The sequence below is a fragment of the Micrococcus sp. Mcc89 genome (assembly GCF_024519795.1).
GTDB classification, from domain to species: domain Bacteria; phylum Actinomycetota; class Actinomycetes; order Actinomycetales; family Micrococcaceae; genus Micrococcus; species Micrococcus luteus.
In genome coordinates this window covers 60843-84117 of record NZ_JALJRI010000033.1, presented here as the reverse complement: position 1 = coordinate 84117, position 23275 = coordinate 60843, and the positions used below count along the sequence as shown (strand labels likewise).

General features: G+C 75.3%; 19 protein-coding genes. 5 read left to right on the top strand and 14 right to left on the bottom strand.

The features are described from left to right. The first annotated feature begins 92 nt into the window (after positions 1-92). Both NR072_RS05180 and NR072_RS05175 read left to right on the top strand, forming a co-directional pair. Positions 93-953: a DUF3097 family protein gene (locus NR072_RS05180; RefSeq protein ID WP_010078617.1), complete on the top strand. Its 861-nt coding sequence runs from the start codon at positions 93-95 to the stop codon at positions 951-953. Positions 954-1047: 94 nt separating this feature from the next. Then, the gene (locus NR072_RS05175; RefSeq protein ID WP_049146774.1) at positions 1048-1467 is read left to right on the top strand and encodes a DUF4870 domain-containing protein; all 420 of its coding nucleotides are present in this window, start codon (positions 1048-1050) and stop codon (positions 1465-1467) included. A gap of 15 nt (positions 1468-1482) precedes the next feature. On the opposite strand, the gene hemW is transcribed toward NR072_RS05175, so the two are convergent. Both hemW and lepA read right to left on the bottom strand, forming a co-directional pair. Further along, positions 1483-2763 carry a radical SAM family heme chaperone HemW gene (gene hemW / locus NR072_RS05170; RefSeq protein WP_049146776.1) on the bottom strand — a complete coding sequence of 427 codons (1281 nt, stop codon included), beginning with the start codon at positions 2761-2763 and terminating at the stop codon, positions 1483-1485. Then, a complete protein-coding gene (gene lepA / locus NR072_RS05165; RefSeq protein WP_044659803.1) occupies positions 2764-4623 on the bottom strand; it encodes a translation elongation factor 4 in 1860 nt (619 codons plus the stop codon). 111 nt (positions 4624-4734) lie between these two features. On the opposite strand from lepA, the gene NR072_RS05160 reads away from it, so the two are divergent. Both NR072_RS05160 and rpsT read left to right on the top strand, forming a co-directional pair. After that, entirely contained in the window at positions 4735-5397 is a 663-nt protein-coding gene (locus NR072_RS05160) for a type II toxin-antitoxin system PemK/MazF family toxin (protein ID WP_210078866.1), read from the top strand. Between the two features lie 195 nt (positions 5398-5592). Beyond that, entirely contained in the window at positions 5593-5859 is a 267-nt protein-coding gene (rpsT, locus tag NR072_RS05155) for a 30S ribosomal protein S20 (RefSeq protein WP_002854699.1), read from the top strand. Positions 5860-5961: 102 nt separating this feature from the next. On the opposite strand, the gene holA is transcribed toward rpsT, so the two are convergent. The 6 genes from holA to NR072_RS05125 form a co-directional block, all read right to left on the bottom strand. Beyond that, the gene (gene holA, locus NR072_RS05150; RefSeq protein ID WP_049146780.1) at positions 5962-6981 is read right to left on the bottom strand and encodes a DNA polymerase III subunit delta; all 1020 of its coding nucleotides are present in this window, start codon (positions 6979-6981) and stop codon (positions 5962-5964) included. A gap of 10 nt (positions 6982-6991) precedes the next feature. Further along, positions 6992-9592 (bottom strand): ComEC/Rec2 family competence protein, encoded by a 2601-nt coding sequence (locus NR072_RS05145; RefSeq protein WP_245245374.1) that lies wholly within the window; start codon positions 9590-9592, stop codon positions 6992-6994. Continuing rightward, positions 9589-10446 carry a ComEA family DNA-binding protein gene (locus NR072_RS05140; RefSeq protein ID WP_081374388.1) on the bottom strand — a complete coding sequence of 286 codons (858 nt, stop codon included), beginning with the start codon at positions 10444-10446 and terminating at the stop codon, positions 9589-9591. Before NR072_RS05140 ends, NR072_RS05145 begins: the two co-directional genes overlap by 4 nt. A 129-nt stretch (positions 10447-10575) precedes the next feature. Beyond that, positions 10576-11550: a DegV family protein gene (locus NR072_RS05135; RefSeq protein ID WP_210078868.1), complete on the bottom strand. Its 975-nt coding sequence runs from the start codon at positions 11548-11550 to the stop codon at positions 10576-10578. Positions 11551-11596: 46 nt separating this feature from the next. Next, the gene (gene leuS / locus NR072_RS05130; protein WP_256836388.1) at positions 11597-14104 is read right to left on the bottom strand and encodes a leucine--tRNA ligase; all 2508 of its coding nucleotides are present in this window, start codon (positions 14102-14104) and stop codon (positions 11597-11599) included. Between the two features lie 157 nt (positions 14105-14261). Next, a complete protein-coding gene (locus NR072_RS05125; protein ID WP_036336588.1) occupies positions 14262-15587 on the bottom strand; it encodes a membrane protein in 1326 nt (441 codons plus the stop codon). 272 nt (positions 15588-15859) lie between these two features. Between NR072_RS05125 and NR072_RS05120 the strand changes: the two genes are divergently transcribed. Continuing rightward, entirely contained in the window at positions 15860-16915 is a 1056-nt protein-coding gene (locus tag NR072_RS05120; RefSeq protein WP_256836383.1) for an alpha/beta fold hydrolase, read from the top strand. Between the two features lie 66 nt (positions 16916-16981). Here the strand turns inward: NR072_RS05120 and NR072_RS11460 are convergent, their stop codons facing one another. The 6 genes from NR072_RS11460 to mihF all read right to left on the bottom strand — a co-directional run bounded on the left by NR072_RS11460 (position 16982) and on the right by mihF (position 23273). Further along, entirely contained in the window at positions 16982-19045 is a 2064-nt protein-coding gene (locus NR072_RS11460; protein ID WP_159401773.1) for a primosomal protein N', read from the bottom strand. A gap of 112 nt (positions 19046-19157) precedes the next feature. Continuing rightward, positions 19158-20420, bottom strand: coding sequence for a methionine adenosyltransferase (metK, locus tag NR072_RS05110; RefSeq protein ID WP_095694620.1), 1263 nt, complete (start codon positions 20418-20420; stop codon positions 19158-19160). Between the two features lie 15 nt (positions 20421-20435). Next, complete coding sequence (gene coaBC, locus NR072_RS05105) at positions 20436-21722, bottom strand: bifunctional phosphopantothenoylcysteine decarboxylase/phosphopantothenate--cysteine ligase CoaBC (protein ID WP_144826322.1); 1287 nt, start codon at positions 21720-21722, stop codon at positions 20436-20438. A 7-nt stretch (positions 21723-21729) separates the two neighbouring features. Then, positions 21730-22170 (bottom strand): DNA-directed RNA polymerase subunit omega, encoded by a 441-nt coding sequence (rpoZ, locus tag NR072_RS11545; RefSeq protein ID WP_065573109.1) that lies wholly within the window; start codon positions 22168-22170, stop codon positions 21730-21732. Between the two features lie 66 nt (positions 22171-22236). Continuing rightward, positions 22237-22887: a guanylate kinase gene (gene gmk, locus NR072_RS05095; protein WP_010078602.1), complete on the bottom strand. Its 651-nt coding sequence runs from the start codon at positions 22885-22887 to the stop codon at positions 22237-22239. A gap of 71 nt (positions 22888-22958) precedes the next feature. Then, positions 22959-23273 (bottom strand): integration host factor, actinobacterial type, encoded by a 315-nt coding sequence (gene mihF / locus NR072_RS05090; RefSeq protein WP_010078601.1) that lies wholly within the window; start codon positions 23271-23273, stop codon positions 22959-22961. Between the last annotated feature and the right edge of the window lie 2 nt (positions 23274-23275).

Below are 23275 nucleotides of genomic sequence, written 5' to 3'. Positions count from 1 at the left end.
CAATGCTACCGTCCGACCCGGGGGACGACCCGACCGGCCCGCACGGCTTCGCTCACGGTGATCGCCCGCCCCCGTTGCTACCGTGCTCTCCCATGGACTGGAGCAGCTGGGGCCCCGCGGGCCACGACGACCTGACGCGCCGCCCCGCCCGGACCGTCCCCGATGTGCCCGCCACCCCCGGCACGGTGGTCGAGGACGTGGCCTCCGGGTTCACCGGGGCCGTGATCGGCATCGAGCGCTCCGGCGGCGTGCACGTGGTGGTCCTGGAGGACCGCCGCGGCGTGCGCCGCGGCTTCCCCCTCGGCGGCGGCTTCTGGATCGACGGCGAGCCCGTGACCCTGGTCCCCCCGACCGCCGCGGCCCCGGCGGCGCCGGCCCGCACCGCCTCCGGCTCGCGACGGGTCGAGGGGGCGCGGGCCCGCACCGCCCGCGCCTCTCGCATCTGGGTGGAGGGCGTGCACGACGCCGAGCTGGTGGAGAAGGTGTGGGGCGAGGACCTGCGCCTCGAGGGCATCGTCGTGGAGCCCCTGCACGGCGTGGACGACCTCGCCGGGGCGATCCGTGCGTTCGCCCCCGGTCCGCGGCGCCGGCTCGGGATCCTCGTGGACCATCTCGTCACCGGGTCCAAGGAGGAGCGCCTCGCGGCCGAGGCCATGCGCGTGCCGGGGGCCGCGGGCAACGTGCTCATCCTCGGTCACCCCTACGTGGACGTCTGGCAGGTCATCAAGCCCTCCGTCCTCGGCATCCCCGCGTGGCCCGTCGTGCCGAAGGGGCAGGACTGGAAGACGGGGATCCTGCGGGGACTGGGCTGGCCGCACGGGAGCAAGGAGGCCACGGGGCTGGGGTGGAAGCGGCTGCTCTCCCACGTCACCACGTACGCGGACCTCGAGCCGTCCCTGCTTGGCCGCGTGGAGGAGCTCATCGACTTCCTCACCGCCGCACCCGAGCACTGATCTCGGCGCGGCCCCCGCCCGCCCGCGCTATGCTGGCCCATGCCCTGCGCCCGGTCCCCGGCGCGCGGGTCCCGCGATCCAGGAGGAGCCCCTCGTGAACACCCGCGCGCAGCCCGACGCCGGCCGCACCGGCCACGGCCCGCCCGCCTGGCTCGTCTCGGCCGGCGGCCGCGGCGCCCCGCTCACGGCGAAGCAGGACCGTGACCGCGCGGCGCTGGCCCACCTCAGTCTGGCGTTCGGCGTGCTCGGCCCGCTGGTCGTGTGGCTGCTCTACCGCGACCGCGGCCCGTTCACCTCGCAGGAGTCGCGCGAGGCCCTGAACTTCTCCGGGCCGCCCACGCTCATCACGCTCCTGTTCTTCTTCCTGTCCCTGCTGCCGGTGGTCGGCCCGATCTTCGCGATCCTCGGCGCGCTCACGTGGGCCGCCATGGCGGCCTACGGCGTGATGGGCGCCTCGCACGTGTCCAAGGGCCGTCCGTTCCGGTACCCGTTCAACCTGCGCATCCTGCGCTGACCCGGGGCCGGCCGGTCAGAAGCCGGCCAGCGCCCGGACGATCGCGTCGTTGAGCAGCCGCCCCTCGAGCGTGGGGACGATGCGGCCGTCGACGGCGGCGCGCCCGTCCAGCAGGCCCGCGGCGATGAGTTCGGCGATCGCCCCACGGATCCGCGCGGCCTCCCCCGGCGTCTCCGAGACGAGCTCCGCGGTCGGGAGCCCGCCCACCGTGCGCACCGCGAGCATGATGCGCTCGAGGCGCCGCGCGTCGGCGTCGGGCCGCTCGCGGCCGACGGCGGGGGTGACCCCCGTGGCCAGCCGCTGCGCGTAGGCGGCGGGGTGTTTGGCGTTCCAGAACCGGACCCCGGCGAGGTGCGAGTGCGCACCCGGGCCGATCCCCCACCAGTCCTGGTCCTCCCAGTACGCCACGTTGTGCCGCGCACGGTGGACGCCGGAGCCCTGCGGGTCGCGCGCCCAGTTGGACACCTCGTACCAGCGGTAGCCGGCGGCGCCGAGCAGCTCCTCGGCGAGCAGGTACTTGTCCGCCTGGTCGTCGGGGTCCACGTCCGCCACCTCGCCGCGGGCCACCTGGGCCCCGAGCTTGGTGCCCTCCTCCACGATCAGCGAGTACGCGCTCACGTGGTCCGGGGCCAGGGCGACGGCGGCCTCGAGCGTGGCCCGCCAGTCGGCGAGGGACTCCCCCGCGGTCCCGTAGATCAGGTCCAGGGACACCTCCAGGCCGGCCTCGCGGGCCGCGGCGACGGCGGCGGGGACGGACTCGGGCCGATGGGTGCGCTCGAGCGTGGCGAGCACGTGCGGCATCGCGGACTGCATGCCCAGGGAGAGACGGGTGAAGCCGCCGGCCGCGAGCTGGCGGGCGTACTCCGGGGTGATCGTGTCCGGGTTGGCCTCGGTGGTCACCTCCGCGCCGGGCGCGATCCCGAACCGGTCCACCGCCGCCTGGAGGATGCGCACGAGGTCCGCGGCCGGCAGGAGCGTGGGCGTGCCGCCGCCGAAGAACACCGTGTGCAGCGGGCGGGCGGGCACGTCCGAGGACGCGAGCACGTCCGCGGCGAAGTCCAGCTCCGCGACCGCCGACTCCCAGTAGTCGCCGCGACCCGCGCCGGGGCCGAGGTCGACGGCCGTGTACGTGTTGAAGTCGCAGTAGCCGCAGCGCACCGTGCAGAACGGCACGTGGACGTACAGGCTGAAGGTGCGCGCCGCGCCGTCGCGGGCGGCCGCGCGCACCCGCTGCCCGACGTCGGCCGGCAGCCGGCCGTCGTCGGGGACGGGCTCGCCGAGGGGCAGGGCGGGCACTTACTTCTTCGCCGCCTGGTCGGCGCCGGCGCCGTCCGAGGACAGGGCGGCGATGAAGGCCTCCTGCGGGACCTCCACCCGGCCGACCATCTTCATGCGCTTCTTGCCCTCCTTCTGCTTCTCGAGCAGCTTGCGCTTGCGGGAGATGTCGCCGCCGTAGCACTTGGAGAGCACGTCCTTGCGGATCGCGCGGATGTTCTCGCGGGCGATGATGCGCGAGCCGATGGCGGCCTGGATCGGCACCTCGTACTGCTGGCGCGGGATCAGCTCCTTGAGCTTGCCCGTCATCATCACGCCGTACGCGTAGGCGTTGTCCCTGTGGGTGATCGAGGAGAACGCGTCCACCTGTTCGCCCTGGAGCAGGATGTCCACCTTGACGAGGTCGGCGACCTGGTCGCCGTCGGCCTTCCAGTCCAGCGAGGCGTACCCCTTGGTGCGGGACTTGAGCTGGTCGAAGAAGTCGAACACGATCTCGGCCAGCGGGATCCAGTAGCGGATCTCCACGCGTTCCTCGGAGAGGTAGTCCATGCCCTTGAGATTGCCGCGCTTGGCCTGGCACAGCTCCATGACGGCGCCGATGAACTCGGCCGGCACGATGATCGTGGCCGAGGCCATGGGCTCGCGCACCTCGAGGATCTTGCCCTCGGGGAACTCGGAGGGGTTGGTCACGGTGACGACCTCACGGTCCTCCCGGGTGACCTCGTAGACCACGTTGGGCGCGGTGGAGATGAGGTCGAGGTCGAACTCGCGCTCGAGGCGCTCGCGCACGATCTCCAGATGCAGCAGACCGAGGAAGCCGACGCGGAAGCCGAAGCCCAGCGCGACCGAGGTCTCCGGCTCGTAGACGAGCGCGGCGTCGTTGAGCTTGAGCTTGTCCAGGGCGTCACGCAGCACGGGATAGTCCGAGCCGTCGATGGGGTACAGACCCGAGAACACCATGGGCTTGGGGTCCTCGTAGCCACCCAGGGACTGCTCCGCCGGGTGGGCGTGGTTGGTGACCGTGTCGCCCACCTTGGACTGACGCACGTCCTTCACGCCGGTGATGAGGTAGCCCACCTCGCCCGCGGCCAGGCCCTTGGTGGGCACGGGCTCCGGGGAGGAGACGCCGATCTCGAGGAGCTCGTAGGTGGTGCCCGTGGACATCATGCGGACCTTCTCCCGCGGGGAGAGCCGGCCGTCCACGACGCGCACGTACGTGACGACGCCCCGGTAGGTGTCGTACACGGAGTCGAAGATCATCGCGCGGGCCGGGGCGTCCGCGTCCCCCTCCGGGCCGGGGACGGCGCGGACCACGCGGTCCAGCAGCTCCTCGACGCCGACGCCCGTCTTGCCGGAGACGCGCAGCACGTCCTCGGGCTCGCAGCCGATCAGGGAGGCCAGCTCGGCCGCGTAGCGGTCCGGATCCGCGGCGGGCAGGTCGATCTTGTTGAGCACGGGGATGATCTCCAGCTCGTGCTCCATGGCGAGGTAGAGGTTCGCCAGGGTCTGGGCCTCGATGCCCTGGGCGGCGTCCACCAGCAGGATCGCGCCCTCGCACGCGGCCAGCGAGCGGGAGACCTCATAGGTGAAGTCCACGTGCCCGGGGGTGTCGATCATGTTCAAGGCGTAGTCCACCCCGTCCACGGACCAGGGCATGCGCACGGCCTGGGACTTGATGGTGATGCCGCGCTCACGCTCGATGTCCATGCGGTCCAGATACTGGGCCTTCATGTCGCGGGGCTGCACGACGCCGGTGGCCTGCAGCATGCGGTCCGCCAGCGTGGACTTGCCGTGGTCGATGTGGGCGATGATGCAGAAGTTGCGGATCACCGAGGGGTCGGTGGCAGCGGGCACCGGGGGGTTCGACGCCAGGGGCGACACGGGCACTTCCTCTACGGGTGACGGGGACGGGACTCTGACCGCCTAGTCTCTCATGTCCCGCCGCCGACCCGACCCGGACGCCGGGCCCGCGCGTCCACTAGATTCACGCCCATGGCCTTCGACCTGCATCGCGCCCTGTCCCTCGGCCGCCGGACGGCACGCCTGATCGGCGCCCTCCGCGACGACGCCCGGCCGCGTCGAGCCGCCTCCGAGGCCGGTCGACGGGCCGGCGACCGGAGCGGCCCGTCACCCTTCCCGGGCCCGCCCGGGCCTCCCGGGCCCGCGTGGGACCCCACGGAGCCCACCGACTCGTGGCCGATGCCCGGGCCCGGGCAGGAGCGCCGGCCCCGGCGACAGGACACCGGCCGCCACGCGTCCCTGCCGGACTTCACCGGGACCGTCCGCGTCGAGTACGCGCCCGTGCCCGGGCCGACGGCCGGGCCGGGCGAGGTCGTGTGGACCTGGGTGCCGTACGAGGAGATGGACGGCCGGGGCAAGGACCGCCCCGTGCTCCTGATCGGCCGGGACGGGGCGCACCTGCTCGGGCTCATGCTGACCAGCCGGGACCGGAACAACGCCCTGGCCCGGGACGAGGACTACGTGAACGTGGGCGCGGGCGCCTGGGACCGGTCCGGCCGCGCCTCGGAGGCGAAGCTGGACCGGGTGGTCCGCGTGGATCCGGCCGCGGTGCGCCGGGAGGGCGGCGTCCTGGACCGGGCGGCCTTCGACCGGGTCACGGCCGCGCTGGCCCGCGCCCGGCGGCGGGGGCGCTGAGTCCGCCGCGCGGATCGCAGGGTCTGGGTGGTAGGATCGTCCGCATTGTGTCCGCCGGTCGACGGGCACCCCCGGAACGGGTCATCATCGGTGTTCCCCACGCCGCTCAGTCCACGGATCCGGGCACCCTCCACGACCCCCTGTTCATGCGGCGCCCGGACCCTCGTCCGCGCCGCCGACGACGAAGGACCCGATTTGGCTAACATCAAGTCCCAGAAGAAGCGCATCCTCACCAACGAGAAGGCGCGCCAGCGCAACGTCGCGGTGAAGTCCGAGCTGAAGACCGCCATCCGCGCCGTGGACAAGGCCGTCGCCGCCGGCGAGGCCGAGGCCGCCGCCGCCGCGCTGCGCACCGCCTCCCGCAAGCTGGACAAGGCCGCCTCGAAGGGCGTCATCCACAAGAACCAGGCCGCGAACCGCAAGTCCGGCATCGCCGCCCGCGTGAAGGCCCTCCTCGGCTGATCCACGCCCCCCGGCTGTGACCGCGGCCCCCGCCCCGAGCGATCGGTGCGGGGGCCGCGTCGTGTCCGGGCTGCCCCCGTCGCGTGCCGTCCGGCGGCGCCGTCAGCGGCTGACGGCGGTGGCCACGCGGATGACCGCGCGCTCGACGGCGAACTCCGGGTTGCGGGAGGCGCCCTTGGCCTCGGCGTCGGCCTGGGCGATCCACTCCACGGCCTGCGCGATGCCGGCCGCCGTCCAGTGCCGCGCCGCCTGCTGGATGTAGCGCACCTGGAACGGGGCCACCCCGAGCAGGGACGGCAGCTCGGCGGCGGGCCGGCGGGCGTCGATCATCCGTGCCACCTGCCGCGCCTTGAGCGCGAGCGCCGCGGTGATCATCACCGGGTGCACGCCGGTGGCCATCGCGTGCCGCACGAGGGACACGGCCCTCGCCGCCTGCCCCTCGAGCGCCGCGTCGGCCACCGCGAAGCTCGTGGCCTCCACGCGGCCGCTGTAGTAGGTGTCCACGGTCTCGACGGTGACGACGCCCTCGGTGTCGTCGACGAGCTGGGCGCACGCGGCCGCGAGCTCCGTGAGCGAGGCGCCGGTGGCGCGGATGAGCGCGCGGGCCGCCTCCTCGTCGATGCGTCGACGCCGGTCGCGGAACTCGGCCTGCACGAAGGCCAGCCGCTCCTCGTCCTTCTTCAGCGGCACGCATTCGACCACCGTGCCGGCCTGGGCGACGGCGTCCAGCAGCTTCTTGCCGCGGTTGCCGCCGGTGTGGCGCAGCACGAGCGTGACGTCCTCCGCGCCCGGGCCCTGCTGGACGAGGCGCAGGGCGTCCTCGAGGAACGCGTCGTTCATGGCCTCGAGGCCCTCGACCGTGATGAGGGTGGGCTCGGCGAAGAGGGACGGGCTGGCCGCGGTGGCCAGCTGGCCGGGCTGGTACTCCCCCGCGCGGAGCCGGTGGATCTCCAGCTGGCCGTGGCGCTCGCGCAGAGCCTGGGTCACGCGGTCCGTCACCCAGCGGGCGGCATGGTCCTCGGGCCCCTTGAGGAGCATGAGCGGGGCGGGCTCGGCTCGCCGCCAGGCCAGCGGGTCGGTGCGGCCGGCTCGGCCGGAACGGGGGCTGCGGGCGGCGGACATGCGTCCCATCCTAGGGTCCGGTGCGGACGCTCGAGGGCGGGCGGACGGTGTGAGCCGCGATCTCGGGCGCGCCGTCGGGGTCGGGGCCGTCCGCAGCCGTGAGGGCCAGCGTGCCGTGCAGGTCCGTGCGGGCCACCGGCCCGAGGCGGCCGAGCGCGTCCACCGTGGCCCGGTGGGGGTGTCCGTACGGGTTGTCGGCGCCCACGGAGACCACGTGCAGGCGGGCGCCGACGGCGCGCGGCACGGCCGTCCCACCGTTGCGCGCGCCGTGGTGGGCGACCTTGAGCACGTCCACGTGCGGCGGTGCGGCGGCATCGGACCGGCGCCCCGCGACCCACGCCGCGGAGGCGTCCTCCTCCATGTCGCCGGTGACCAGCGTCGTGACCGGACCGGCCCCGCTCTCGACGGTGACCAGCACCTGGGCGGAGGCGTCGTTCTCCTCGGGGGCCCGCGCGTCGGCGAGCAGCACGTGCCACCGCACCGGCCCGGCCGTGCCCGTCGCGCCGGTGCGGAGCCGTGCCGCGTCGGCGGGCGGGTCGACGCCCTCCGCCTCCCCGCCGCGCCCTCCCCTGCCCTGCCCCGGTGCGTCCCGGGTCGCGTAGTGCACCGCCCCGGGGGAGGCGCGGTCGACAACGCCGGCCAGTCCCCCGGCGTGGTCGGCGTGCAGGTGGGTGAGCAGCACGGCGTCCACCCGGTCGACGTCGAGGTCGTCGAGGCAGCGACGAGCGAGCCCCGGCTCGGGCCCGACGTCGACGACGACCCCCGCGTGCGGGCCGGACCGGAACACGGCCATGTCCCCCTGGCCGACGTCGCAGAACGCCACCGCCCAGTCCGGCGGGGCCGCGCCCGAGGCCCGCGGCACGAGGACCGCCCCGACCGCACCCGTGGTGGCCGCGGCCAGCGCGGCGGCGAGCACGACCAGGGCGGGGAGGCGCTCGCGGGTCCGCGGCGCGCTGCGGCCGACACGCCGCACCGGGGCGGCCCGGCGTCGTTCGAGCAGGAGCACGGCGGCGAATCCGAGGAGCGTCGCGGCCACCAGCAGGACGCCCAGCCCGGCACCGAGGGCCCCGGCCGGCCACGGACGCAGCGCCCCGGGCAGCGAGGCGCTGGTGTGGGCGACCCACCCGATCCAGGCCGCGGGCCACTGGATCACGGCCACGAGGGCGGCGGCGATCCCCGGCGCGGGCAGGGCGAGGGCCGCGGCGAGGGTGCCCAGGACGGTCACGGGCGGCACGGCCGGGGCGGCCAGCAGATTGGCCGGCACCGCGTAGGCCGACACCTCGCCCGTCATGGACAGGATGATCGGCTGACAGGCCAGGTGGGCGGCCACGGTCACCGCGAGCGACGCCGAGAGCCACCGCGCCACGACGTCGGGCAGCACCCGGCCGAGCCCGGCGTGCAGCGCACGGTCGAGGGGCGCGCCGCCCAGGACGATGCCCGCGGTCGCCGCCAGGGAGAGGTGGAAGGCCGGTTCCACGGCGAGGGCCGGCACCGCGACGAGCAGGGCCGTGCCGCCCACCGTCAGGAGTCCGAACGCCTGCCGCGCGCGGCCGAAGAACACCGCGAGGGCTCCGAGAGCGCCCATCACGGCTGCCCGGAGCACGGACGGCTCCGGTCCCACGACGACCACGAACACCCCGAGGACCGCCAGCCCGGCGCTGAGGACCACCGCCCGGTGCACCCGCGCGCAGCGCAGGGTGATCGCGACCGCGCCGAGGATCATGGCCACGTTGGCCCCGGACACGGCAGACAGGTGCGACAGGCCCGAGGCCTTCATGGCGTCGTCGAGGGCGGGCCCCTGGGCGGAGCGGTCGCCCAGCACCAGCCCCGGGATGAGCTCCGGCGCCGCGCCGACCGTGCCCTCCGCGGACTGACGGAATGCGGCGCGCAGCGCCTCCCGCCGCGGCGGGCCCGGGTCGCCGCCGGTGGCCCCGCCTGCCGTCTCCGCCCCGCCGGGGCAGGGACCCGGCTGCGGGACGGCCGCGGCGGCCAGGAACACGGTGGAACCGGACCTCGACGGCCGGGCCACCACGCACACCCGCGATCCCGGCCCGCCGCCGGGGGCCGCCGTCCCGTCCGACGGCGCGGCGATCGTCGCGGGCGGTGGGCCCCCGCCCGTGAGTCGGGCCGTCACGGCGGCCTCGGGGGCCCGTGGCGGGTGACCGAACGTCTCGACCCGCACGGGAACGCTCCAGCGCGGGCCGAAGGTCGCCTCGCTCCGGGTGGCGGGCCCGTCCAGGGTCAGCTCGAGCCGCAGCGGCGAGCCGGCGTGCACCGCGCCGGTCCAGCCGCTGCCCTCGGCCGCGGCGGCGGGCCCGGCCGAGTGCTGCAGCATCAGGGCCGCGGCCACGCCGGCCAGCGCCGTCGCGGTGGCCACGCCCCGTATCCGACCGGTCGAGCGGGCGGCCCCCAGGACGGCGGCCGCGGCGACGGCCAACCCGGTGAGGGCCGCCGCCGAGCGGGCCGGGGCGTCCCAGCCGACGCCGAGGATCCCGAGGGTCAGGCAGGCGAGCAGGGCGGGCACCCACCGGGCGTCGAGCGGGCCGGGCACCTCGCGGTGGCGGGCGCGGCGGTCCACGGGATCGCTGGACGGACCCGGGGCCGGGCTCACCACGAGACGTGGTCACGCAGCCGGTCGAGCGTGGCCGGGCCGATGCCGGGCACCGCGTCCAGGTCCTGCAGGCCGGTGAACGGGCCGACCGTCTCGCGGTGGGCGATGATCTTCTCCGCCGTGGCGGGGCCGACGCCGGGCAGGGTCTGCAGCTCCGTGGCGTCGGCGGTGTTCAGGTCCACGGTGTCGCCGGACTCAGCGCCGCCCGGCTCGCCTCCGGCACCGGCCCCGCCCGTGGTCGGCGTGGGCTGCGCCTGCGCGGCCCCGGCCACCCGGTCCAGGGCGTCCTGCGGCGTGTGGGCGGAGGGGACGAGGACCTGTTGGCCGTCGTCCAGCGGGGCCGCGAGGTTGATGCGCTCCGCCCGGGCGTGCCGGGTCGTGCCGCCGGCGGCGCGCACGGCGTCGGCCACCCGGGAGCCCGGCGCGAGGCTGACCACACCCGGCCGGGCGACCTCGCCCACCACGTGCACCCGCAGCGGGGTGGACCCGGCGGGGCCGGACGTCTCCCCCGACGGCCCCGCCTCCGGCGTCCGCGCGTCGGTGCCCGCCGCCGACGGGGCGGTGGAGGGAGCGTCGGTCTGCGGGATGCCCGCACCGGCCGCGGCCGCCGGGATCGCCGAAGGCGGCGCCGGGGTGGTCAACCAGGCCACCGCCCACCAGGCCGCGGCGGCGACGAGCAGCACCGTGACCGCCAGCAGGGCCGGCCGCCACCGCAGCACCGGGCCCCGAGGCGGGGTGCGCTCCCACCGGGACGCGGCGTGCGGGCCGGCTGTGTCGACGTCGGGGACGGCCGAGGGCGCGGGGTCCGGGGCGAAGGCGGGCGGATCGTCGCAGAGGCGGTGGCTGGGGCTCATGCGGGCAGTCTGCGTCCCCGCGTCTGAGCCGGGCGCGTCCCGCACCCGGCCTGGGGATCGCCACCGCGCTCCAGGGCGGTGTGCAGGAACGGACGCGCCCGTCTCCTCAGCGCTCCCGCACGGGCGGCCTCAGTCCCCCGAGCCCCCCGTGGGCGATTCCAGCGGGCAGATCACCACACCCAGGGCGCCCAGGCCCAGGTGCGCGGCGAGCACGGCGGGCAGCTCGACGACGGGCACGGGGGTGGTGGAGATCGGCTGGAGCCGCTCCGCGAGCTGCCCGGCCGTCTCGGGGTCGCCGTACGCGTGCACGGCGATCCGCACCGGGTCCCCGCCGGCCCGCTCGGTCGCGAGCTCCACGAGCCGGTCGACGGCCCGGGCCGCGGACCGCGGGCGGTCGACCAGGCCGATCGCGCCGTCGTCGACGGCCATGACGGGGCGCACCTGCAGCAGCGTGCCCAGCAGCGAGGCCAGCCCGCTGATCCGCCCGCCCCGGCGCAGCTGCTCGAGGCTGGGCACCGTGAACAGCACGTGGCTGGAGTCCACGGTGGCCTCGAGCCGCTCGCGGATGCGGGCCACGGGCATGCCCACCCCCGCGTCCACGGCGGCGTCCACCACGGCCATGCCCAGCGCGAAGCCCACGGTGCGCGAGTCCACCACGGTCACCGGGCGCTCGGCGTCTGCGGCGGCCAGGCGCGCGGCCTCCACGGTGCCGGAGAGCTCGCCGGACAGGTGGACGGAGAGGATGCGTGCGTAGCCGGCGCGGGCCAGCTCGGCGTAGGCCGTCCGGAACGCGCCCGGCGAGGGCCGCGAGGTGCGCACCGGGGTGCCGGCGGCCAGGGCCAGCGGCAGCTCCAGCGCGAGCTCGTCCGTGCCCTCCGTGTGGATCTGCTCGCCCACCATGACGGGCAGCGCCACCTGGCGGATCCCGGCGGCCAGACCGTGTCCGAGGACGGCGCCGGGCAGGGCCGCGGCCGAGTCCGTGACGACGGCCGTGCGGTCCCGGCGGGGCGGGCGCAGCCCGTAGCGTGCCCGCCCGGCCAGCTGGGAGCGGCGGGAGCGCAGGCGGCCGAGCGCGTCGTCGCGCCACTGCTCGATGCTCGCCACGGCCTGCCTCCTCTCCCCCGGCCCGGTCGGGGCCGGTCTCACGCGGTCAGCGGATCACCAGGTTCACGAGCTTGGGCTCGCGCACGATCACCTTGACGATCTCGGCGTCCCCGATGAAGTTCCGCACCTTCTGCGACGCGCGGGCGCGCGCCTCGAGGTCCTCGGCGGTGATGTCCGCGGGCACCTCGAGGGTGTCGCGGACCTTGCCTTTGACCTGGACGACGGCCGTGACGGTGTCCTCGACCAGCAGCGCCTCGTCCACCGCGGGCCAGCCGGCGCGGACCACGGAGGGCTCGTGGCCGAGCAGCACCCACATGTCCTCGGCCGTGTACGGCGCCACGAGGGAGAGCAGCACGGCCACGGCCTCGGCGGCCTCGCGGACGGCGGGGTCGGCCGCGCCGGCGCCCGCGTCGATCTCCTTGCGGGCCGCGCTGACCAGCTCCATCGTCTTGGCGACGACCACGTTGAACTTGCCGTCGTCCAGCAGCTGCTGGGCCTCGTGCACGGTCCGGTGCGTCACCCGGCGCAGGGTCACAGCCCCGTCCGCCGGGTCCGTGCCGGCCGGGGTGCCCGTCGCGCGGACGTCGCGGGCCAGGCGCCACGCGCGGGCCAGGAACTTGCCGGCCGCCCCCGGGGCGACGTCGGCCCAGTCCACGTCGTCCTCGGGCGGCGAGGCGAACACCATGGTCAGGCGCACGGCGTCGACGCCGAACTGGTCCAGCTGGTCGCCCAGGTCCACGCCGTTGCCCAGCGACTTGGACATGGCCTTGCCGTCGTTGAGCACCTGGCCCTGGTTGAGCAGGGCGCGGAACGGCTCGGTGAAGGGCACCAGGCCGAGGTCGTGCAGGGCCTTGGTGAAGAAGCGGGCGTACAGCAGGTGCAGGATCGCGTGCTCCACGCCGCCCACGTACTGGTCCACGGGCAGCCAGCGGCGCAGGGCCTCGGGGTCGAAGACGCGGGCGTCGTCGTTCGGGGACGCGTAGCGGAGCATGTACCAGGACGAGTCCACGAACGTGTCCATGGTGTCGGTGTCCCGTCGCGCGGGGCCGCCGCACTGCGGGCAGTCCACCTCGACCCACGACGTCGCCGCGGCCAGGGGCGACTGGCCCTTGGGGGCGAGCTGCTCGCCCTTGAGGTCGGTCGGCAGGGTGACCGGCAGCTGGTCCTCCGGCACGAGCACCTCGCCGCAGTCCGGGCAGTGGACCACGGGGATCGGGGTGCCCCAGAAGCGCTGACGGGAGAGCAGCCAGTCGCGCAGCCGGTACGTGGTGGTGCCCCGGCCGGTGCCGCGCTCCTGCACGATCTCGATGGCCCGCGCGATGGCCGCGGTCTTGTCCAGGCCGTCGAGCTCCCCGGAGTTCACCAGGATGCCCTCGCCGGTCGTCGCGACGCCGGAGACGGCCGGGTCCTCCTCGCCGGTGTCCAGCACGGCGCGCACGGGCAGCCCCATGGCGCGGGCGAAGTCGAGGTCGCGCTGGTCGTGGGCCGGCACGGCCATGATGGCGCCCGTGCCGTAGTCGGCCAGCACGTAGTCCGAGGCCCAGATCGGCAGGCGCTCACCGGTCAGCGGGTTCACGGCGTGGCGGCCCAGGAACACGCCGCTCTTCGGGCGGTCCGTGGCCTGGCGGTCGATGTCCGAGACCTTCTTCAGGTCCTCCCGGTACGCCTCGAGTTCGGCCCGCACGTCGTCGCCGGCGAGCTCGGCGGCCAGCGGCGCGTCGGCGGCGACCACCATGAAGGTCGCGCCGTGCAGCGTGTCCGGCCGGGTGGTGAAGACCGTGACGACGGGGCCGTCCTCGACCTGGAAGTCGACGTGGGCGCCCTCGGAGCGGCCGATCCAGTTGCGCTGCATGGCGAGCACGCGCTCGGGCCAGTGGCCGGTGAGCTGGTCCATGTCGTCCAGCAGCGCGTCCGCGTACTCGGTGATGCGGAAGTACCACTGGTTCAGGGTCCGCTTGGTGACCTCGGTTCCGCAGCGCTCGCAGCGGCCGTCCACGACCTGCTCGTTGGCGAGCACCGTCTGGTCCTGGGGGCACCAGTTGACCGGGGAGTCCTTCCGGTACGCCAGGCCCTTGCGGTACAGCTGCTGGAACAGCCACTGGGTCCACCGGTAGTACTCGGGGTCCGAGGTGTGCAGCTCACGGGACCAGTCCACGGCGATGCCGTACCGCTGGAAGGAGCGCTTCTGCGTCTCGATGTTCGCGTAGGTCCACTCGGCCGGGTGGGCGTCGCGCTTGATGGCGGCGTTCTCGGCCGGCAGGCCGAAGGAGTCCCAGCCGATGGGGTGCAGCACGTCGCAGCCGCGCTGCATCCAGTGGCGCGCGACGACGTCGCCCATCGCGAACGCCTCGGCGTGCCCCATGTGCAGGTCGCCCGACGGGTACGGGAACATGTCGACCACGGTGCGGGTCTCGGAGCCGTCCTCGCGCGGGGCGAACGTCCCGGCCTGCTCCCAGTACCCGGCCCAGCGGGCCTCCACGTCACGGAACGAGTACTCCGCGTCGGCGGGGATGCTGGGGGTGGCCGGCACGGCGCTGTCGGGGGTCTGGCTCACGGCGGTTCGAGTCCTCACGCAGTCGGGATGGGGCGCCGGCCCTCGGGCGGCGCGGACGGGGCCGGCGGCACGGCCGGCCACCCCATCCTACGGCGACGGCGCCCCGGCCCGGCCGCAGGGCCGCTCCGAGACGCCGTGCCCGGCCGGGCACGCGGTTTCAGGCGGAGTGGCTGCCGCCTGCCGGACGCTCGGGCCCGGCGTCGGGACCGGGGCGCGCCCCTCCGGAGGTGAGCGCGTCGTCCTCCTCGAGCACCTGGGCGACCTCGTCCTCGAGGGCCTCCGTCACCGCGTCCGGGGCCGCCACGGAGTCCCCGACCGCCTCCTGCAGCTGCACTGCGTGCTGGGCCGTGAAGGTCTTCTCCGGATGCTCACGCAGGCGGAGCAGCGCGAGCAGGCGCAGACGCAGCCCCGACTCGGCGGAGATCTGCCGGCGGTGGGTGAGCCACCAGACGAGGAGCACGAGCGCGAGCACGATCCCCAGGTGGCCCAGCGCCGGGTAGACGACGTTCATCAGGTCGCCGAAGCCGACGAAGCTCACCGCGAAGGCCAGCAGCGTGACGCCGGCGAACACGGGCCGGTAGCGGCCCGGGCGGTCGGCCGTGAGGCGGCGTCCCAGCGCGTAGAACATGCCGATCGCGGTGTTGAAGATCATCAGGTAGATCACCACGACCATCGCCCAGCCCAGCCAGGGCGCGATCGAGGCGAACAGCCGCAGCATGGGGACGTCGGCGCGGCCGATCTCGGCGTAGCCGAGGTAGAGCAGCGTGGAGGCCATCAGGAGCAGGGCGGTGTACATCAGGCCACCGGTGAGGCCGCCGAGGAACGCCTCCCGGGGGTGGGTGATGGACCCGCCGATCACGAGGCACATGGACACGGCCATCACGACGACGAGGCCGAAGTAGTTGACCGAGGACAGCCACCACGGGTCCACCGGCGTGGTGGCCTGGACGGCGAGGGACTCGTGGGCGGTGAAGCCGCCGTCGCGGGTGACCAGGACGTGGACGAACCCGGCCACGACCGCGACGACCACCAGGGGCGTGATCAGGGAGATGATCGCGGAGACCTTCTCCACGTCCAGCATGCCCGTCACGAGCACGAGCAGGGTCATCAGGGTGGAGCCCGCCCACGTCGGCCAGCCGAACTGCTGGGCGAGCGTCGAGCCCGCCCCGGCGAGCATGACGACGCCGATCGCGAAGAGCGTCACCGTCACCACGACGTCCAGGATCCGGGCCATCACGGGGTGCGAGACGCTGCGGAAGACGACCTTGTGGTCGGCCGCGAGGAACACGCTGCCCAGCTGGAGGATGACGGCGCCGCCGGCGGTGACGAGCAGGCCGGCCAGTCCCGCGCCCACGACGCCGATCCAGCCGAAGCCCACGAAGTACTGGATGACTTCGGCGCCGGTGGCGAAGCCGGCGCCGACGAGCAGGCCGACGAAGGCGAGGGCGATCTTCAGGGATCTGAGCGCGACGGGGTGCTGCACGCATGGGCCTTTCGTGGGGGACGGGGTGCGCCCGTGCGGGCCCCGGGACCGAGGACGGGCCGGAGTACGGTAGGCACGCGCGCGCCATCGTGGCCAGGACCAGGCGTCGCCGGGTTCCGGGCAGCGTGGCCTCAGGCCCACCCCAAGGCCGCCCTCCCGCTGGCACGCCGCGGTCGCGATCAGGCCGAGCATCTCGGCGGACCCCGTCCCCGCGTCCAGCGGAGACGAGGCGCCACGGCGTCGGCGGTCGAAGGCCTGGCTAGGGTGGGGACGTGCCTGTCCCGACGCCGTCCGCCGCCCCGGGCCCGCCCGTCCGCCTGCGCGATCTGCTGCGCCCGCCCGCGGCGCCCGCCGATCCCCGCGTGCTCACGGGCCACCCGGCCCGGACGCCCCGCCGGCACACCCTGGCCGTCCCGGACCCCGTCAGCGGGATCCGGTCGTCCGTGGCCGTGTGGGAGTACACCCCCGTTCCGGTGGCCGCGCCGGGATCGCCCGGCGCACCCGAGGGGGACGCGGCCGCTGCCCCGCTCGTGTTCGTGCACGGCTTCCGCGGGGACCACCACGGCCTCGCCCTGCTGGCCGACGCGCTCCCGGAGCATCCGATCCACTCGATCGAGCTGCCCGGCTTCGGGGCTTCGGAGCCCTTCCCCCACGCCGAGCACACCGTGGCCCATCACGCGGACGCGGTGGCCACCGTCGTCGCCGCCCTGGGTCTGCGGGCGACCCCCGTGCTGGTCGCGCACTCCTACGGGACGACGGTGGCGGCCGAGCTGGTCGCCCGGGAGCCGTCCCGGTGGGGACGGCTGGTCCTGCTCAACCCCATCGCCGAACCCGCGCTGCAGGCGTCGGCGTCCGCGACGAGTCGGGTGCTGGCGGCCGTCGCCGAGGGGTACTACGAGGTCGCCGCCCGCCTGCCCGAGCGCTCGGCGCGGCTGCTGCTGGGCGCGCCGCCGGTCGTGTGGGTGACCACGCTCGCCATGACCCGCACCAGGGACAGGGATGTCCTCGCGTACACCCATGACCAGCACCGGCGCCACTTCTCGGACTTCGCCTCCGCACGCATGCTCTCCGAGGCGTACCGCGCCTCGAGCACGGGCTCCGTGGCCGACGTCGCCGCCCGCCTCAGCCTGCCGGTGCTGCTGGTCGCGGGGCGGGAGGATCCGCTGGGCTCGGTGCCGGCACAGGAGGCGCTCGCCGCGGCGATCGACGACGCGGGCGGCACGGCGGAGCTGCACGTCCTCGACGGCGTCGGGCATCTGCTGCACTACGAGCGGCCGGCCGCCTGTGCGGCGTTGATCCGCGACTGGCTCCGCCGCGCCGGCCGCTGACGCCGTCATCGCCCCGGCGTCGCCGCGCTCCGGCCCCTCGGGCTGCGGGTCGGTCCGGCCGCCCCCTCAGAGCACCCCGGCCGGGTCGAGCCGCACCCGCACCGGGGCGGTCTCCCGCCGAGCGCTCGCTGCGGACCGGGCGGCGCGCAGGGCGCCGACGGTGGCCTCGGCCGCCGCGTAGGGGAAGATCAGCAGGGCGCGGGAGCGGGTCTCGTCGGCGGGGTCCGGCACCGGCCCAATCCAGGGCAGCCGCGCCGGGCCGCCATCGAGCGGGGCCGAGTGCGGATCCTCGTGGACGTCCTCGTCCGGCCGTTCCCGGCGGGCGGCCTCCACGAGCTCGAGGTACTCCGCGACGGCGGCGGCCTCCCCCGTGACCTCTGCGAGGCGGCCGGCGGGAGGCAGGTGCAGCTCGCGCCGCTCGGCGACCTGGCGCGCGGCGAAGCCGTCGGGGTCCCGTCGGACGAGCGCGTTCACCGCCTCCCCCGCGTCCGCGGTGACCACCACGACGCCCCCGTCGGAGGCGGGGCGGACCAGGCAGGCGGCCGCGAGCCAGCGGGCGAGCACGCGGCCCGGCACGTCGAGGCCCTCGCGCTGGAGCTGGCTGTCCCCGTCGAGCAGCAGGGCGGCCGCGTAGCCGTCGGGCGTCGCCGGCTCGGCCCCCACGGTCGCCACCACCAGGGAGGGCCCGGGCGGCACCGAGCCGAGCATGTGCTGCGCCGAGGAGGCGTGCACGGGCACGCGCGGGAACGCCCGGCCCAGCTCCTCGGCCGTGCGGTCCACGCCGCGGGCGCCGGCCCGCAGCGTCGTGCCGCCGCACTCGGTGCACCGGAAGCCGCGCTCCCGGGTGCCGCACCACCGGCAGGCCACCTCCCCGTGCCGGGCGGCCCGCGCGTCGCGGAAGCCCAGCGGCCCCGCGCAGACGCGGCAGCGGGCGGGCGTGCGGCACCGTTCGCACACGAGGGCGGGGATGAAGCCGGCCCGGGCCACCTGCACGAGCACCGGGCCCGGCCGTGGCCCGAGCAGCGCGGCGCGGGCGGCGGCCCAGGCGGCCTGCGGCAGCCGCGCCCGCTGCGCGAACGGGTCGCGCGCCGTCTCCCAGGCGTCGGCGGTGGAGACGACCCGTGGCCCGAGCTCGCGCTGGGTCGCGCGGGAGGGGCCCAGGTGCAGCAGCCAGCCCGACTCGACGAGCCGTTGCACCGGGACGGACCGGGAGGGCCCGGCGAAGAGCAGCGCCGCGCCGGTCGCGCGGGCCCGCTCCAACACGACCTCTCGGGCGTGGAAGTAGGGCGCGCGGGGTTCTGCCCACGCGTCGTCGCCGTCGTCCCAGAGCACCACCAGCCTCAGGTCGCGCACGGGCGACCACACGGCGGCCCGGGTGCCGGCCACGATGCGCCGGGTGCCGCGCAGCGCGGCCAGGTGGGCGCGGTACCGGGGCGTGTTGCCGTCCTCGGAGCCGATCCGCGCGTAGGCGTCCTCCCCCACGTGCTCGTCGAGGGCGGCGCAGAGCCGGTCGAGGTCGCGGTGGTCGGGCACCAGCAGCAGGACGCCGCCGTCCGAGGCGGCCACCGTGCGCGCCAGAGCGGCCAGCGCGCCCGCCTCGTCCCATTCGAACAGGCGCGAGGGCACGACGGCGGCCGCCCGCGCGGCGTCCCCGGCCAGCACGGCGGACACGAACGCGGTGCCCCCCTCGAGGGACTCCCACACCGTGGGCACGAGGCCCTCCTCCGCCGCGGGAGGCTCCGGGCGCTCGGCGTCCGTGCCGGTCAGCGTCACAGGGTGGTCCGCGGCGGTTTCCGCGTCCTCCGCCAGGGCGGCCTTCTCGACCTGCGCAACGCGCGGGGGCACCGCGGCCCGCAGCACGTCCGTGACGACGCCGGCCTGGCGCCGGGCCACCGCGCGAGCCGTCGCCAGGACCTCCTCCGTCAGCGGCGGGATGGCGGTGAGCACGCCGGTGAGCTCGGTGAGCTGGGCGCCGGTGGCCGGCTCCTGCTCCCGCGAGACGAGCCAGCCCGTCATGGCCCGTCCGCCGAAGCGGACGGACACGCGGGAGCCGGGGACCGCCCGGTCGTCCAGGGCCACGGGCACGAGATAGTCGAACTCGCGGTCCAGGTGCGGCACGGGCGAGTCCAGCAGGACGCGGGCGATCGGCCGCTCCGGCCACCCCTCGGCCCGCTCCGGCAGTCGGGGCGCGTCCTCCGGCTCCGGGAGGGCGAACAGCGTGTCCGTGATGCCCGCCTCCGGATCAGAGGCCGGCGGCAGCGCGCAGCTGCTCGACGCGGTCCGTGCGCTCCCACGTGAAGTCGGCGTCGTCCCGGCCGAAGTGGCCGTTCGCGGCGGTCCGTCGGTAGATGGGCCGCAGGAGGTTCAGCTCCTTCACGATGGCGGCCGGACGCAGGTCGAACACCGCGTTCACGGCCTCGATGATCTTCTCCTCCGGCACCGTGGCCGTCCCGAAGGTGTCCACGTACAGGCCCACCGGCCGGGCCGAGCCGATCGCGTAGGCCACCTGGAACTCGGCGCGCGAGGCGAGGCCGGCGGCCACCACGTTCTTCGCGACCCAGCGGAGCATGTAGGCGGCGGAGCGGTCCACCTTGGACGGGTCCTTGCCGGAGAAGGCGCCGCCGCCGTGCCGGGCCATGCCGCCGTAGGTGTCCACGATGATCTTGCGACCGGTGAGGCCGGCGTCGCCCACGGGCCCGCCGATGACGAACTTGCCGCCCGGGTTGATGATGATCCGCATGCCGGAGGTGTCGAGGCCGGAGCGCTCGATGACGGGTCGGATCACGTGCTCCTCCACGTCCGCCCGCAGCTGCTCCTGCGTGACCCACTCGTGATGCTGCGTGGAGACCACCACGGCCTCGACCGTGGTGGGCACGTGGCCGGGCGCGTAGCCGATGGTGACCTGCGTCTTGCCGTCCGGCAGCAGGTACGGCATGGGCGTGTTCTCCGCCCGGCGCACCGCGGTGAGCCGCTCGGAGAGCCGGTGCGCGAGGTAGATGGGCATGGGCATGTACGCCGGGGTCTCGTCCGTGGCGTAGCCGAACATGATGCCCTGGTCCCCCGCGCCCTGCTCGTCCACCTCGTCCGCCGAGCCGTACTCGCGGGCCTCGAGGGACCGGGAGACGCCGGCGAAGATGTCCGAGGACTGCTGGCCGATGGAGATGTTCACGCCGCACTGGGCGCCGTCGAAGCCGTTGGCCGAGGAGTCGTAGCCGATGTCCAGAATGGTCTCGCGCACGATCTTGGGGATCTCCACGTACGCCGAGGTGTTCACCTCGCCGGCCACCTGCACCAGGCCCGTGGTGGTCAGGGTCTCCACGGCCACCTTCGCCGACGGGTCGGCGGCGAGGATCGCGTCCAGGATGGCGTCGGAGATCTGGTCGCAGATCTTGTCGGGGTGGCCCGCCGTGACGGACTCGGAGGTGAAGAGGCGGAGCTCTCCGCCGCCCACCCCCGAATACGGGTCGGCGTGGCGGGTGGGGCTCAGCGAGGCGGCATCGGTCATGCCGCCCAGTCTAGGTCAGCGGCCCGACGCGCCGGCGGGGTCGCGACCGGCGAGGTCATCCACGATCGCCTGCACGACGGCGGCCGCCGCCTGGTCCTTGGAGCCCGCGGTCTCCACGGCGGGGCGGCCGTCGGCGAACAGGATGGTCACGGCGGTCTCGTCCCGGCCGAACACCTTGTCCGTGCCGACCTCGTTGACCACGAGCATCTCGCAGCCCTTGCGCGCCAGTTTGGCCCGGCCGTACTCGAGCACGGAGGACGTCGCGTCGCCGGTCTCCGCGGCGAAGCCGACGATGAGCGGGGCCATGGGCCCGCCCTCGGAGCGGGTCCGCACGGCCGTGGCGAGCACGTCCGGGGTGCGCTCGAGCACGATGACGGGCGCGCCGCCGTCGTCGCCCTTCTTCATCTTGGCGTCCGAGACCTCGGCCGGCCGGAAGTCCGCGACGGCCGCCGCCATCACGAGGACGTCGGCGTCGGCGGCCTCCGCCTGCACGGCGTCCAACAGGTCCTGCGTGGACTCCACGGGCACGACGCGCTCGACGCCCTCGGGCGTCGGGACGGACATGGACCCGGCGACGAACCGCACGGTGGCGCCGGCGTCGAGGGCGGCGCGCGCCAGGGCGGCCCCCTGCTTGCCGGAGGAGCGGTTCCCCAGGTAGCGGACCGGGTCCAGGGCCTCGCGGGTGCCCCCGGCCGTGATCACCACGGTGCGACCGGCCAGCGGGCCGGGCGTCGGCTCGGCGTCGGACCCGGAGGCCCGGGGACGGCGCGGGGCGCCCGCGGCCGCGGCGGCCTGCGCACGCTCCCAGATCTCGGCGGGCTCGGGCAGACGTCCGGCGCCGGAGTCGGCCCCGGTGAGGCGGCCCACGGCGGGGTCCACGACCGTGACCCCACGCTCGCGCAGGAGGGCGACGTTGGCGACCGTGGCGGGGTGGTGCCACATCTCGGTGTGCATGGCGGGGGCCAGGACGACGGGGCACGTGGCGGTGAGCAGCACGTTGCCCAGCAGGTCGGGGGCCATCCCCGCGGCGGTGCGCGCGAGCAGGTCGGCGGTGGCCGGCGCGACCACCACGAGGTCCGCACGCCGGCCGAGCCGGACGTGGTTCACCTCGTCGACCGCCTCGAACGTGTCCGTGCGGACCGGGCGGCCGGAGAGGGCCTCCCACGTCGCCGCGCCCACGAACTCGAGGGCGTTGGCGGTGGGCACCACGGTCACGCCGTGGCCGGCCTCGGTCATCAGGCGCAGCAGCAGCGCCGCCTTGTAGGCCGCGATGCCGCCGCCGACCCCGAGGACGATCTCCATGACGGGCTCAGGCCTCCGGGGCGTCCTCGGAGGTGCCCTCCTCGGCGCGCACCGTCTCGGCGGCCTCCTCGATGGCGGCGGGATCGCCCATCGGCTGGTGGGCGTCGGACGACTCGAGGGTGGCGAACGGGTCGTCCTCGCCCGGCAGGGAGAAGTCGCCGAAGTCCTCGGCGGCCAGGTCGGCCTCCGGGGTGGCCTCGACGGCCTCGTGGGACTCGAGCAGGTCGGTCTCGATCTCGCGCAGGGCGATGGACAGCGGCTTCTCGTTCAGCTGGGTGTCCACGAGCGGGCCGACGTACTCGAACAGCCCCTCGTGCAGCTGCGAGTAGTAGGCGTTGATCTGCCGGGCCCGCTTGGCGGCGAAGAGCACCAGGGCGTACTTCGAGTCGACCCGCTCCAGCAGGGAGTCGATGGGCGGGTTGACGATGCCTTCGTACTGTTCGGTCACGGGGTCTCCAAAGTCTTCATCTCACTGTCACGTCGGCGCCGGGTGCGGCGTCGGTGCGGCCGGTCCTCAGGCCTCGGTCGGACGGCGCTCGGGGTCCAGCCCCATGAGTCTCACCAGTTCCTCGGCGGCCCGCTCCACGCGGTCGTTCACGACGACGGCGTCGAACTCGGGTTCCGCGGCGAGTTCCAGTCTAGCCGTTTCGAGCCGGCGGCGCTGTTCCTCCGGGCTCTCGGTGCCGCGGCCGAGCAGCCGGGACACGAGTTCCTCCCAGCTCGGCGGCGCCAGGAACACGAAGGTGGCCTCCGGCAGCGCACGGCGGACCTGGCGCGCTCCCTGCAGGTCGATCTCCAGCAGGACGTGGCGGCCCTGCGCCACGGCCTCCATCACGCGGTCGCGCCGCGTGCCGTAGCGGTGGACGCCGTGCACGACGGCCCATTCCAGCATCTCGTCCGCCTCGACGAGGGAGTCGAACTCCTCCGGCGTCGTGAAGTAGTAGTGCACCCCGTCCTCCTCGCCCGGGCGCGCCGGGCGGGTGGTGGCGGAGACGGACAGCCAGGCCTCGGGGTAGTGCTCGCGGACATAGGCCGACACGGTGCCCTTGCCGACGGCGGTGGGGCCGGCCAGGACGGTGACGCCCGGGCCCGGGGGGCGTTCCTGGACGGCGGTGCGGGCCACCGGGACGGCGGGGGCGGGTCCGGGGTCGAACGTGTCGGTCACGCATCCTCCTGGTGGGACGGGCCTCGCAGACCCGTCACCCGGGCCGGCGCCGACCCGCCGGGATGTGGGGGTCACCGGCCAATATAGGCGATCAGCGCCTCGCGCTGACGACGGCCCAGGCCGCCCAGCCGACGCCGCGGCGAGATGCCGCACCCCGCCATCGCCTCCCGGGCCCGGACCTCGCCCACGCCCGGCAGGGCCAGCAGCAGGTCCACGGTCCGCAGACGGGCGACGGCGTCGTCGGCGTCCGCGCGCGCGAAAATGTCGGCCAGGCCGACCTCACCGGCGGCGAAGGCCGCCTTGAGCTCCGCCCGCGCCTGGCGGGCCTGGAGGGCCTTCCTCCGGGCCTCCGCCCTCTCCTGCACACTGAGCTGCCGCAACGCCATGG

Excerpts from the sequence above, each read along its gene's own strand:
- NR072_RS05180 (WP_010078617.1), top strand. The coding sequence starts at position 93 with ATGGACTGGAGCAGCTGGGGCCCCGCGGGCCACGACGACCTGACGCGC.
- NR072_RS05160 (WP_210078866.1), top strand. The coding sequence starts at position 4,735 with ATGGCCTTCGACCTGCATCGCGCCCTGTCCCTCGGCCGCCGGACGGCA.
- mihF (WP_010078601.1), bottom strand. The coding sequence starts at position 23,273 with ATGGCGTTGCGGCAGCTCAGTGTGCAGGAGAGGGCGGAGGCCCGGAGG.
- NR072_RS05140 (WP_081374388.1), bottom strand. The coding sequence starts at position 10,446 with ATGAGCCCCAGCCACCGCCTCTGCGACGATCCGCCCGCCTTCGCCCCG.
- holA (WP_049146780.1), bottom strand. The coding sequence starts at position 6,981 with ATGTCCGCCGCCCGCAGCCCCCGTTCCGGCCGAGCCGGCCGCACCGAC.
- metK (WP_095694620.1), bottom strand. The coding sequence starts at position 20,420 with ATGACCGATGCCGCCTCGCTGAGCCCCACCCGCCACGCCGACCCGTAT.
- coaBC (WP_144826322.1), bottom strand. The coding sequence starts at position 21,722 with ATGGAGATCGTCCTCGGGGTCGGCGGCGGCATCGCGGCCTACAAGGCG.